At 57.9% G+C, this 12288-nt stretch carries 10 protein-coding genes and 2 pseudogenes; 5 read left to right on the top strand and 7 right to left on the bottom strand.

The genetic code is table 11. The features are described 5' to 3' along the window. The 5 genes from JFV26_RS18370 to JFV26_RS18350 all read right to left on the bottom strand — a co-directional run. The coding region (locus JFV26_RS18370; RefSeq protein WP_201194476.1) for a hydantoinase/oxoprolinase family protein at positions 1–1987 on the bottom strand (1987 nt) is incomplete at its 3' end. Between the two features lie 34 nt (positions 1988–2021). Next, positions 2022–2798, bottom strand: coding sequence for an ABC transporter ATP-binding protein (locus JFV26_RS18365; protein WP_201194485.1), 777 nt, complete (start codon positions 2796–2798; stop codon positions 2022–2024). Next, complete coding sequence (locus tag JFV26_RS18360) at positions 2788–3816, bottom strand: branched-chain amino acid ABC transporter permease (RefSeq protein ID WP_201194473.1); 1029 nt, start codon at positions 3814–3816, stop codon at positions 2788–2790. Before JFV26_RS18360 ends, JFV26_RS18365 begins: the two co-directional genes overlap by 11 nt. Positions 3817–3952: 136 nt before the next feature. Beyond that, the gene (locus JFV26_RS18355; protein ID WP_201194472.1) at positions 3953–4822 is read right to left on the bottom strand and encodes an ABC transporter permease subunit; all 870 of its coding nucleotides are present in this window, start codon (positions 4820–4822) and stop codon (positions 3953–3955) included. A gap of 24 nt (positions 4823–4846) precedes the next feature. After that, positions 4847–5983: an ABC transporter substrate-binding protein gene (locus JFV26_RS18350; RefSeq protein WP_201194471.1), complete on the bottom strand. Its 1137-nt coding sequence runs from the start codon at positions 5981–5983 to the stop codon at positions 4847–4849. 371 nt (positions 5984–6354) lie between these two features. On the opposite strand from JFV26_RS18350, the gene JFV26_RS18345 reads away from it, so the two are divergent. Both JFV26_RS18345 and JFV26_RS18340 read left to right on the top strand, forming a co-directional pair. Next, positions 6355–7689 (top strand): OprD family porin, encoded by a 1335-nt coding sequence (locus JFV26_RS18345; RefSeq protein ID WP_446739938.1) that lies wholly within the window; start codon positions 6355–6357, stop codon positions 7687–7689. A gap of 79 nt (positions 7690–7768) precedes the next feature. Next, a pseudogene (locus JFV26_RS18340) lies at positions 7769–8049 on the top strand (MarR family winged helix-turn-helix transcriptional regulator); the annotation flags it as partial. Between the two features lie 110 nt (positions 8050–8159). On the opposite strand, the gene JFV26_RS18335 reads toward JFV26_RS18340, so the two are convergent. Next, entirely contained in the window at positions 8160–8813 is a 654-nt protein-coding gene (locus JFV26_RS18335) for a hypothetical protein (protein WP_242487861.1), read from the bottom strand. 693 nt (positions 8814–9506) lie between these two features. On the opposite strand from JFV26_RS18335, the gene JFV26_RS18330 reads away from it, so the two are divergent. From JFV26_RS18330 to JFV26_RS33680, 3 genes and pseudogenes are all read left to right on the top strand, one after another. After that, complete coding sequence (locus tag JFV26_RS18330) at positions 9507–9785, top strand: hypothetical protein (protein WP_201194469.1); 279 nt, start codon at positions 9507–9509, stop codon at positions 9783–9785. Positions 9786–9931: 146 nt separating this feature from the next. Next, positions 9932–10438, top strand: a pseudogene (locus tag JFV26_RS18325) (transposase); the annotation flags it as partial. Positions 10439–10760: 322 nt separating this feature from the next. Further along, positions 10761–11015, top strand: coding sequence for a hypothetical protein (locus tag JFV26_RS33680; protein ID WP_242487859.1), 255 nt, complete (start codon positions 10761–10763; stop codon positions 11013–11015). A 790-nt stretch (positions 11016–11805) separates the two neighbouring features. Here the strand turns inward: JFV26_RS33680 and JFV26_RS34485 are convergent. Further along, a complete protein-coding gene (locus JFV26_RS34485) occupies positions 11806–12054 on the bottom strand; it encodes an Arm DNA-binding domain-containing protein (protein WP_342215466.1) in 249 nt (82 codons plus the stop codon). Positions 12055–12288: the final 234 nt, after the last annotated feature.

Here is a 12288-nt window from a genome sequence, read left to right as displayed (position 1 = left end):
ACGAGCGTTCGTCCAGATACCCCAACAGCAGGTCGGCGTCGGTAACCGTAGGCTCGCGACCACCGCGACCATAACAAGCCGGCCCTGGGGCGGCGCCGGCACTGCGAGGCCCGACCGCTAGCAGGCCAAGCGAGCTGCGACTGGCGATACTGCCGCCGCCGGCACCAATCTCGATCATGTGGATGGACTGGATTTTCAATGGGAAACCGCTGCCCTTGCGAAAGCGTTCGAACCGGGCAACTTCCAGTTCGTTGGCAATCAGCGGTTCACCGTTGGGCAGCAGGCACAGTTTGGCCGTGGTCCCGCCCATGTCGAACGACAGCACACTGCTTTCGCCCACCGCCCGCGCATAGTCGGCCGCCGCCACCGCGCCAGCCGCCGGGCCCGACTCGATCAGCCGTACCGGCACTTGCGCGGCGGTCACGCTGGGTACCACGCCGCCGCTGGACGTCATCCACATCAACTGCCCTTGCACGCCAAGCTTGGCCAACTCACGCTCCAGGTGCTCGACATGGCGTTGCATGAGCGGGCGGGTATAAGCGTTCGCCACAGTGGTCGAAGCTCGGTCGAACTCACGTACCTCCGGGCACACCGCACTGGACAGTGAAACCGACAGGCCGGGTGCGACGTCATTCAACAGCTCGCCGATACGGCGCTCATGTGCCGGGTATTTGTAGGCGTGCAGCAGACACACCGCCACGGATTGAATACCGGCTGCCTGAAGCTCGCCAGCCAGCTGCCGCACCTGGGCTTCGTCCAGCGAAAGAATCACGCTGCCGTCAGCGGCGATGCGCTCGCGCACGCCCTTGCAGTCCTGGCGCGGCACCAGTGGCTCAGGGTATTGGATGTTCAGATCGTAGAGGTCGTAGCGGCCTTCGGTTCGGATACGCAGCAGGTCCTGGAAGCCATCGGTGGCCAGCAGCGCCGTGTCCACACCTTTGCGTTCAAGCACGGCGTTGGTCACCACGGTCGTCGCCCCGAGAATCTGCAAACCCTCGTTTTCCGGACGCTGCACCCTGGCCAGTAGCTCATTGATGCCTTGCAGAACGGCACGAGCAGGATCGTCAGGGGTACTCAGGACTTTGTGCAGATGAATGCTGCCGTCTTCAGTAGTCATGGCGAAATCCGTGAAGGTTCCACCGGTGTCAAATGCCAACTTCATGCTGGGATTTCCTCGTGGTTCGCGCCTGGTTAGGCGTGTTCTTGAATTTGTCGGCTGCGCATCAAAGGGAGGCGACAGACAGATGGGGGAAGCTTGCCGATCAGGCAGGCCGGTCATGAAAAGTTCGCCCAGATGGGCATGGCTGAGCTCGGCGACCGGGCTGTCCCAGATCACCTTGCCCAGGCGAAGAACCACGGCACGCTCAGCGGATTCCATGGCCTTACGGGTGTTCTGTTCCACCAGCAGGATGGTCCGACCGCCAGCATGCAGACGTTTAAGCTCGTCAAAAACCAGCGTGATGGCTTGCGGCGAGAGGCCGACGGAGGGCTCGTCCACTAGGAGAATTTTCGGTCGACGCAACACCGCCATGGCCATTTCCAGCAATTGCTGCTCGCCACCAGACAGGTTGCCGGCGTTCTGGTGGCGACGCTGGTACAGCACCGGAAACAGATCGAATACGTACTGCCGGTCGGCCTTGCTGTCGGCGTCTTGAAACACGGCGCCGGCCAGGTCGAGGTTTTCATCCACCGTCATCAACGGAAAGTTGCAACGCCCCTGCGGCACATATGCGATGCCCTCCGCGAGGAAGCTCTTGGGCTTGCGTCCGCACATTTCATGGCCGCGCCAACGGATCGAACCGCCCCGATAGGTGGTCATGCCGAATAAGCTCTTGAGCAGGGTCGACTTGCCCGCGCCGTTGGGACCCAGCAAGGTGACGAACTCACCCTGGCGGACAGTCAGGTCGACGCCGTGAAGAATTTCCAGCAGCCCGTAACCGGCATGCAGGTCATTGATGTGCAGTACATCAGAGGACGATAAGGTCATCTGTCTTGCCTCCTGTAAAACCTGACATGGCGCTTCAACCGCCGAGATAGGCATCCACCACCGCAGGATTGCGAACGATGGCGGCCGGGGTGTCCTCGGCCAGTTTCGTACCTTGGTGCAGCACGATGACGCGATGGGAAAGATCCATCAGCACGTCGGTGTTGTGCTCGATCACCACAAAGGTCACACCCAGTCGCCGGTTGGCGTCGCGGATGCTTTCAATGACTCTTTCGATGAGGATCGGGTTAATTCCGGCCAACGGTTCATCGAGCAATATCAACTGAGGCTCGGGCATCAACATCGAAGCAAACTGCAGGAGCTTCTGTTGACCGCCCGAGAGGCTGCCGGCCGGTAAGTGGCGGACCCGGGTGAGGCCCGCCACCTCGATAAGCTCATTGGCCCGCTCACGCAGATGGCGCATACGCCGTGCCGCGCCCGGCCCGATGCCGAAGGTGCTGAGCAGGCTGGGGAAGCAGTTCATTTGTCCGGCCAGGATCAGGTTTTCTTCCGGCGTCTGCGTGGGCAGCACCACGGTTTTTTGAAAGCTGCGCACCAACTTGCCCTGCTGCACGATGCGGTGCATCGGCCAGCGGCTGATGTCGGTTCCATTGAGCAACACCTCACCGCTGTCGATCCGTTGCAGGCCGGTGCAGCAGTCGAAGAGGGTCGATTTTCCCGAGCCATTGGGGCCTATGAGGCCGACGACTTCGCCTGACTGCACATCGAAATCGACGCCACTGAGGGCCGACAGGTTGCCGTAGTTTTTGCGCACATCACGTACGCGCAGAATAGGGACGGTTTCAACGCTCATGGGTCAGGCTCTCCTTGGTTGCACCCTTGATGCCGGCGAGTTTCTCCATGCCTTGCTCCACCAGCCGGGCCAGTCCTTGCGGGAAGCAAAACACCAAGCCCAGGAGGATTGCGCCGTAAATGATCATCCGCAGTTCGGGGGTGATGCGTAGCGCTTCGGACAGCGCGACGAAGACGAAGCTGCCGAGGATCACCCCGGGCACTCGTCCGACACCGCCGCCCAGCACGATGATCAGGATGGTGTTGGAATAGTACATCTGGAACATCAACGGGCTGACCACTGTCATGTACTGTGCGTACAGACTGCCGCCCATGCCGGCGAATGCGGCGCTGAGCATGAACACGATCAATTTGTAGCGCCAGGTCGGTACGCCAAACGATTCGGCCAGCGTTTCGTTGTCGCGTATGGCAACCATGCAGCGACCGGCCGGCGATTTGATCAGCGCATAAAAGGCCAGCGTGGCGATAACGGCGACAGCCAGCACCAGGTAGTAATAGCCAGGGATACTCGTGATCCGGGTGGCCGCCTCGCCCCAGCCAAACGCTGGCCGAGGAATACCGGAAAGCCCCATGTCACCGTGGGTCACGCTGATCCAGTTCTTGGCCACCGTTTGCGCAATGACCACCAGACCCAACGTGCACATCACGAATGACACTGTGCGCAACCGCAGGGCCGGAATTCCCAATGGCAAGGCAATCAGCCCGGTCAGCGCGCCAGCAGCAATGATGTTGAACCAGAACGGCGTGCCGAAATGCACGGCCAGTAACCCCGCGACATAGGCCCCGATACCGAAGAACGCACCCTGGGCCAGCGACAGCATGCCGGTGTAGCCGAGGATCAGGTTCAGTCCATGGGACGGTAGCAGGAAAATCATCGCCACAATGAGGGCGTGCAGGTAGTAGTTCTGCAAATACAGGGGCGCCAGCAGCAGCGCCGCCAGTATCAGCACCACCCCACCCCGGCGCATGGCCGGCAGATGGCGGCCCTGGGGTTGCGGCGTATCGAGCGTAATAGCCATGCGTACTATCCCTTGATGATTGAAATCGAGCAGGCAGCGGCCTGCCGGCTGTTGAAGCAGCCAGTTCGTCAGGGCAGTGATTGCAAAGAAAAAGGGGTGCAACGGCTTTGTATTTATGCCGCAGTCACCGGTTGGGTCAGAAACGCGCCTGGGCGCTGAACAGCCCGGATGGGCGATACATCAGGATCAGGATCAGTGCGGCGAAGCCCACCGCATCGCGATACTGCAGGCCCCAGTACGCCGCCACGAAACTCTCGACGATGCCCAGCAACCAGCCTGCGAACAACGTCCCGCGCACGTTACCCATCCCTCCCATGACGATGACCGCGAAGGTCTTGAGTGTGATTGCCTCGCCCATGCCGCCATACAGGCTGACATTGATCGGACCGGTCAGCACACCCGACAGCGCAGCCAGCACCGTGCCCAGAATGAAGGTATTGCGAACGACCTTTTCGACGTCAATGCCGATCACCTGGCAGCACTCGATGTTCTGCGACACGGCACGCATCGACTTGCCCATGTGCGTACGGCGGACCATCCACTCGAGCAAACCGAACACCACCAGCGTCACGCCAATCAACACCACTCGTTGCTCCGCCAGGCTGATCCCGGAGAATTCCATCGGGTCGAGCCAGCCACCGGGGAACACCTTGTAGCCGCCACCGAAAGCGAAGATCACCGCATTCTGCAGAATCAGCGACAGGCCCAGCGTGGCCAGTACTCCGGATTGAAACGGCGCGCCGATCAGCCGTTGCATGATGAAACGCCCCAGCAACGCGGCGATGACTGCCGCTACCAGTACGCCGAGAATGATCGATGTGGCGTAGCCGGTACCCAGCTGACTGATGGCGTACCACGCGGAAAAGGTGCCGATCATGTAGTACTCGCCGTGGGCGAAATTGATCGCTCGCAGCACGCCGAAGATCATCGTCATGCCGGCGGCGATCAGGGCGTAGATGGAACCGGTGATGAGACCGTTGAGCACTTGTTCGATGAAATAATGCACCGCGTATTCTCCCTGGTGAACGGCTCAGTGCGCCGCGTAGTCGATCTTGGGTGCCATGGTTGCCTTGATGACCGGACGGTTCGCTTCGATCTCCACCAGGGCCATCGGCAAAACCGCCTGATGGTGATCGTCGAAAACCACCTCGCCCATGGCGCTGGCATAGTGAATAGTCGCCAGCGTGTCACGCACCGCAACCGGGTCGACAGTGCCAGCCTGACGAATCGCCTGAGCCAGCAAACGCAACGTTTCCCAATGGAAAAACGCGTGTACGTTTGGCAGTTCACCGCCATAGGCCTGCTGATAATCCTTGACGAATTGCAGGCTGCCAGCGCTCTGCCACTCCGGCAGCCAGGCGGTGACTTCCACTGAACCATTGAGCACCTTGGGCGCCGCCGCAATGGTGGTCGGGCTGGTGAATTCACCATTGCCAATCAGCGGTAGCTTGCCGCCCAACGCACTTTCATTCATCTGCCGGGCGATGATCGGCGTGGAGTCGGCCTGGCCATAAGTGATGATCGCCTGGGCGTCGGAATATTTGATCTTGGTCAACACCGGGCGAAAGTCCGTCTCGGTTTCCTTGTAGTAATCTTCGCTGGTCAGGGTGGCGCCGAACGATGCGAGGTACTTGCGAGTGAAGTCGATGGCGCCACGCCCGTAATCGCTGTCTACCGCCAGCACGGCGAAGCGGGTGAAACCACGCTTCTGCACGGCGTACTGAAGGGCGATCGCGGCGCGTGATTCATCGGTGGGGTAGTTGCGAAAGCTCCAGCGGTAGCCACCGACGCCTGCTTTATAAGTGATCTGCGGATTCGATGAAGCGGCGTTGAGCAGCAATACTCCGGCGTCCTCGACCACCGGCTGCATGGCCATGGTTACCGAGCTGCAGGCATCGCCGATGATCATTGAGATGTGCTCGAAGTTGATCATGCGCTGGGTTGCCGATACGCCTTCGGCGGGCACACATTGACTGTCGCCCAAGAGCAACTCGATGGGGCGACTGAGCACACCGCCCGCCTCGTTGATCTGCCGTGCGGCCAACTGCGCGCCCTTGGTAGCGAAGGCGCCGTAGCGGGAATTGACGCCGCTGAGCGGCGCGATGACACCGACCTTCACGGGAGCCTCGGCAGCGCTGAGTACGGCGCTCATGATCGTCAGACTCATGCCGATGATCAGGGGTAAACGGCTTCGTCGGTGAGCGGGCTGCCTTGCGGATTGCTGCGCCATAGTGCCTCCGGAACGGATGTTTTTGGGGTTGTTTTCGACCTTACGCCGAACGTTCCACGCCCACCAATAGGTTATGACGCTTGCGGTATAAAGAATCGTAATACGCCACAACCTGCGGCCCGCGGCGTTCTCAGGGCATAAGACAAATCATGGGGGGGCAGAAGCAGCCCGTCTTGGCCAGAGCGTGCGCAAGGTTCTAACGTCTCGTGCCTAAGGCCACCGCAACTTCCACCGCGGATACACAAAATCAACAGGCCCGATGCAATGAACAAGGACTGCCAAGCACACTTTCTGGCATGAGGGCATCGATGATGACATTCGAAAAAAGATGGGTGGGGATCATTGCCTGCGGCGTTGGCGGCCTGGTCAATCAGGGCGCACAGGCTGAGGGATTTATCGAAGACAGCAAAGCGAACCTGCTGTTGCGTAACTTCTACGTCAATGCCGACAACCGCAGTGGCACGGCAAAACCTTCCCGTCAGGAGGAATGGGGCCAAGGCTTCGTACTGGACTTTCGGTCGGGACTGACCCCTGGTCCGATCGGCTTTGGCGTAGACGCCCTTGGCATGCTCGGTGTACGTCTGGACTCCGGCAAAGGCAGGCATTACAACGCCAACAGCGACAACTTCAACGGAGTGATTTTTCCAACCGATCATGGCGGTCGCGCGGTGGACGATTTCAGCAGTCTGGGGCTTACGGCGAAAGCCGCGATCGCAAAATCGGAGTTGCGCTATGGCACCCTCGCTCCGCAGCTACCTATCTTGATTTCCAGTGACCGACTGGTCCTGCAGACATTCACCGGTGCGCAGGTCGAGTCTCGCGACATCGATCGTCTGACCCTGACTTTGGGCCAGCTTGAGCACGCCAAAGGCCGAGGCTCGAGCAACGAGCAGGGGCTGTCGATGTCCGGGGCCAACAACGCCCGCACTGGCGTCACCAGCAACAAGTTCTACTACGGCGGCGGCATTTACAAACCGCGCGCGGACTGGACACTGCAGTACTACTACGCGAACCTGCAAGACTTCTACCGTCAGCATTTTTTCGGTCTGAAACACAGCTTGCCGGTAGGCCCCGGCCAACTCACCGCAGACTTTCGTTACTTTCGCAGCCTGGACGACGGCAAGGATAAATACGATCCGGCCTACGACACCATCGGCTATTACGGTCCAGGCGTTAACAAGGGTAGCGTCGACAACAATCTCTACAGCGGGCAGTTCAACTATGCCGTGGGGCCGCATACCTTCGGCGCCGGTTACCAGCGCTCCACCGGCCAGAGCGATACGGTATGGGTCAACCAAGGCGATGGCTCCAGTACCTACTTCATGACCGAATCGCAGATTGCCAAGTTTCAGCACTCCGGTGAGCGGACCTATCAACTTCGCTACGCCTACGACTTCGCTGCGCAAAACCTTCCCGGGTTGACTTTTTCGGCGATGTACCAGAACGGCGACCACATTCGCTCGGACGACGGTGACAGGAAAGAGTGGGAGCGCGATCTCACGCTGAACTACGTGGTGCAATCAGGGACGCTGAAAGGTTTGAGTTTTTCCTATCGATTTGGCAGCTTGCGCTCCAGCTACACCGGTCAGCGCGACATGGACGAGAACCGCTTCATCGTGAACTACCTGTTGCCGGTTCTCTAATATCCAGAGTCCAACGCCCCTTTGAGGAGTAAGCCCCACATGGGGCCACGCACTGGGCCTAGTGTAATGGCAGCTTTGAAGTAGCTCCGAAATCTCCACTCATGCCATCGCCAAGCTGTCGACGGTGACCAAAATCGTCTACCTCATGAAAGATGACGGTCTTGTCGACACAGCGCCGAGCACCGAAGACGGTCGCGTGACCCAAGTCCGCATAACGGCGGCCGGCCGCGCGGCCATCGAACGTATTCAGGTTGGCACCGGGATCTTTTCAAACGAAGTTTCAACGGGCTGACCGATGCCCAGATCCAGCGCCTCAACCGTCTGCTGGAAACGGTGTTCAACAATCTCGAGGATAATTGAGAGTGCTGACAAATTTCATGGTTTGGAACTTAGTGGTCGGGGGGGATGGCCTGGAACTCTCAGCATGGCCCCGCTGTAAAAAACAGAACGGCCAACAAACGGGCGGGGGCTTACCATTCATAGCCTAAACATCGGGGATGCCCCATCGCAAAATCACCATAGGCGAGCATTGCGGTCTCCCAATTCACATCCAAATGGGACGCCATCACCTGAAGGTCACGCCAGTGCCGTTGCACCGGGCTCGCCTCAAAAATCACTGCTGTCCCCATTTGCTGCACCAAGTAGGCTCGATCCCGCTTGAGGGTCACCAACTCTTGCGCCGACAGCGACCGGCCTGCTACGCCGGCGCTATGCAGTAAAAAGGCAATCGCGTAGTAGAGGTGCCTGGCACAACTCAACTGCGCCGCGCTTTCCGCGAGTCGCTCCAGCTGCAATGGCCGGGTCTTTGCGACTGCGCCCTCCTCCGTGGCCAGGCGATTTCGCAGGGCTGCGACGCACTCATCACAGGCGCCCTCCGCACAGCCGAGCACCGGACCGATATGCAGGCTGCCCAGGTATGGAATGAACGCCACATCAGACAGATAGCCGTCCGGATTGTGTCTGGTTCCTGCCGGTGCGGGCCCGAAACACTCGGACTGCGAGACTACCCAAGTATCTGACACAAAGACATCATCAAGCCGAAGGTCTTTTGAGCCAGTGCCGTACATTACAGTGACATGCCAGGCATCCTCGATCCGAACCTCATCGATGCTGAGTGTGAACATCAGCACAGGGTTGAGCGATGCCTCCCGAGGGTCCTTGGCGGATACGATTACCCAGCCGGCATGATTGTCCCCGAACTGAAGCGCCAGGTGCCACTCACGCGAAAGCCACCGTCGACCTTGTGGATCGAGGCATCTTTGGACACGGACGCCGTCGCAATGATTTGCCCCGGCCGATCCGCAAAGACATGCTCCTGGCATATGTAAGGAAGCCTGCCGACAATCGCCGCACGGCTACCTACAAGACCGATCATCCAGCCTGTCGACGGGCAAACCCGTGAGGAAATTCTGGAAGTTTCGACCAACGTTGGCCAATCGCACTCCAACCCGCCATAACGCTCAGGCACGACCAACTGCATCAGCCCCTCGGCCAGCACAATTCGTCCATGGTCTGCTGCGAAATACAGCGTGCCAGTTCGGTTTCAGCGGCACGGCCCTGCCACTTATCCAGAAGCGTTCCCGCGCGAGTGCAGGCTTCATGATGTTCCAATGACAGATGCGCCATCCAGCCCATGAACTTCGTTACCTCAATAATGGGTGTTAGGCACGGGAAAGTTTTCTGACTACTGGAGACTCGAAGCAGAACGCTGCGGGGATAAAGGGTTCACCTAACAGTTCGATAAACCTGCTGATGCTTTTCTCGTCATTGGACGCCACAAACTCATAGAAATTGGTGCCATTCCAGATGATGTATATATGGCAAAAGTAGTGGGATGCCGCGTCGACGAAATCAGCAAAAAGGGTTTTACCGTTTTCCATCTACGACAGCATGGCGTCTTTTTTCCAGGCAATTTACGCCTCGGAAAAGTAATGGGACTTGTGCAGCTCGTCCTTGACCCGTTCCCGCCGCTCGTACTCTGCGAGATCAGGCTGATTGAGTTTTTCCAGAAAGAACGACTTGCACGTCCGGCGATAAAACTTTCTACTTTTCTTGTGGAAAGCATCCCTATTTATCTGGTTGTGTTTTGCCCCTGAGCAGGGTGCCTAACTTCATTCGATCTCGAGAAAGCTCTCCTCTGATTGTGCTGCCGCGCGAGTAAGCGCACCGGATCAGTAATCCACGGACCTATATACGATACGTTCATCTCTATCGGTGTCGGGTGGTGTCGTAAGCAACGTCTCACGATGACGACATCACCGCCTATGTACCCAAGCCAATGACCTCTGGAGCCAAAGCCGATGAACATTTCAACAACGACGCCTTCATTTATGACGCTGCAAAAAACGAGTATGTATGCCCGGCTGGAGAGGCGCTTATCTGGCGCTTTTCAAGCGTCGAGAAAGGTATGAAGCTTCATCGCTATTGGAGTTCAAGGTACCAGGACTGTACGTTGAAATCCCAATGCACACCGAGTAAACAGCGGCGTGTTCGGCGTTGGGGGCATGAAGCAATATTGGAAGAAATGCAGGTCCGGCTAAGCAACGCGCTGGACATGATGCGAATCCGCAAACGAACGGTCGAGCATCCCTTCGGGACGCTTAAACACTGGATGGGCGCGACGCATTTCCTGACGCGAAAGCTGGAGGGAGTAGGTGCGGAAATGAGCTTGAATGTCCTCGCCTATAACCTGAAACGGATCATGAAAACCCTCGACACCAACAGTTTAATGAAGGCGCTGTCGGCCTGAAGAGGTCTGTTTTTTTGCCGATCCTGCAAGCTAATGGCCGCGCTAATGGGCTCCAAAGCCGCAGTGATGACCCGCAGGCCTTGTTTCGACCAATTGCTCAGCTAACAAACGTCGTCGCTGCGCGCCGACGGTGCATCAGTGCGTTTTTACAAACTCTGGGCCGTTCGCTGCCGGTCATGGTTGCTAAGGGGGCGGGTCAAATCCTTTGCAAATGAGGGACAAGTCGATGCAACTACCCCCGTTTCAGCGGATCTTGAGAAGTGGCTCCAGCCGCGGTGAGTTCGGCTAATCTTCCTGTACCGGTTACTCAAGGACGATCCCTATGCCAGATAATTCTGAAGCCAACAATTCCATAGCAGACGTGCTCACACTACTCCTGCACAACCAGCACGCCCTAGCTGCGGCCATTGAAGAAACTACAATTTGGCTCTCAGCGAATGGAGTGGGAAGTGTCGCCGCTAACGCAATTGCGGCCTTGGAAACATTGGACACGAATGCTCAAGTCATCACAGACGCCATCATGCGACTACGGCAGTCACCGACATCATCGTTCGTCCCTCAGCCCCCTCTTTCATGAGCAATTCCCGATGTAATACAAGAAACATGGACTTCTTGGGAGTGGGGAATTGTCCAATTACTGGCGGTCACAAAGGGGTGATTGCGGCCCGCTGTGACAGTCCGAAATCGACCAGAATTGGTCGTTTAATCAAGCCGCCCCCCTTGTCTATATCGAATACCGTCGGCCAAGAAGCGACCTCCAAAGCTTCCCCCGCTATCAAAACAAAGTTCGGAGCTCGATCAGTCACTCTTGTGGCCCAGATATCTCGTGTTGTTGGGGTTCATCTGCGAGGACCGGTTGTTGGTCGTTGCTTTGTTCGCGGAGTTGTTGGGGTTCAGCGTATTACTCCGATCATCATTGTCCCGTGCTCGTTGGGGTAATGGTCCGAAGTCCCCAGGCCGACGACCACGCGCTTTTGCCAAGCAGGGTATTCGCGCGCAGGCTTGCTGGAATCGAATAAGTAACTCCACGAGTCCCAACGACTGATCAAAGAAATGTCCCAAAGGTTTTAGTCGCTATGAACAGTGAAGCAGGGGCACATCCCTCTACGTTTCAATCTGAGCGGCCAGCGCTGTCGCCCGATTCCGCAAAACACTATCCACCATCGAGTGTCGGCGGCCGGATTGGTCCCGAGCCCTCCCTCGACGATGACCTACCGAAAAGGTGATTTAATCAGGTTCGGTACGTATCCACCGCCGTGAGCGCACCACGACGTTCAATTTGCACACCCACCTCCAGCGCATCCTCAGACTCAACACCTTGAAATCACGTCAAGGTTGAAAGACTGCTCCTTAGGTGTTTTCCGTGGTCAGGCTCCTGGCATCACACGACTGCCGCCGATGGACACGCGGATCAATGCCCTGGCGACCAGCGCCCTGGCAACATCATGTAGAGCACGATCATCTCGCAAGCTAATTTCAGGAAAGGTCTCGAGAGAAATACGGGGTTGCTTATCCCCCCAGGAAAAGCGGAAGTACCACCACTTGGCGCCTTCCGTACTAACGAAAAGAGCAAGGCCGTCGGGTCGTTCGGCGCCTGCTTGCTGCGGTTGGTGCAACAAGCCCAAGGATTAACGCCGGGATTAAACAGCGTTAGCCAGTGATCATATGTGGTTTCGACCAGTTTGTTCCGCTAGTTTCATTTCGTTGCTGCAATCGCCGTCAGAAGCGCTGCCAATTAGCAAATGACTGGTCAACTCCATTTGGCAGACCATGCGCACCTGGGGAAAAATTCGGCGTCAGCCATGCTGATTATAGCCGAGAAGTAGCGCGCTCGGTTTTCCGGCGTATCG

Source organism: Pseudomonas sp. TH31 (genome assembly GCF_016650815.1).
Taxonomy (GTDB): domain Bacteria; phylum Pseudomonadota; class Gammaproteobacteria; order Pseudomonadales; family Pseudomonadaceae; genus Aquipseudomonas.
Note: the sequence above shows the minus strand (reverse complement) of the source record. Positions and strands in the feature narration are given on the sequence as shown.

Coding starts and splice junctions, on each gene's coding strand:
- JFV26_RS18365 (WP_201194485.1), bottom strand. CDS start 2,798: ATGAGCGTTGAAACCGTCCCTATTCTGCGCGTACGTGATGTGCGCAAA.
- JFV26_RS18360 (WP_201194473.1), bottom strand. CDS start 3,816: ATGGCTATTACGCTCGATACGCCGCAACCCCAGGGCCGCCATCTGCCG.
- JFV26_RS18350 (WP_201194471.1), bottom strand. CDS start 5,983: ATGAGTCTGACGATCATGAGCGCCGTACTCAGCGCTGCCGAGGCTCCC.
- JFV26_RS18345 (WP_446739938.1), top strand. CDS start 6,355: ATGATGACATTCGAAAAAAGATGGGTGGGGATCATTGCCTGCGGCGTT.
- JFV26_RS18335 (WP_242487861.1), bottom strand. CDS start 8,813: ATGTTCACACTCAGCATCGATGAGGTTCGGATCGAGGATGCCTGGCAT.
- JFV26_RS18330 (WP_201194469.1), top strand. CDS start 9,507: ATGGCAAAAGTAGTGGGATGCCGCGTCGACGAAATCAGCAAAAAGGGT.
- JFV26_RS33680 (WP_242487859.1), top strand. CDS start 10,761: ATGCCAGATAATTCTGAAGCCAACAATTCCATAGCAGACGTGCTCACA.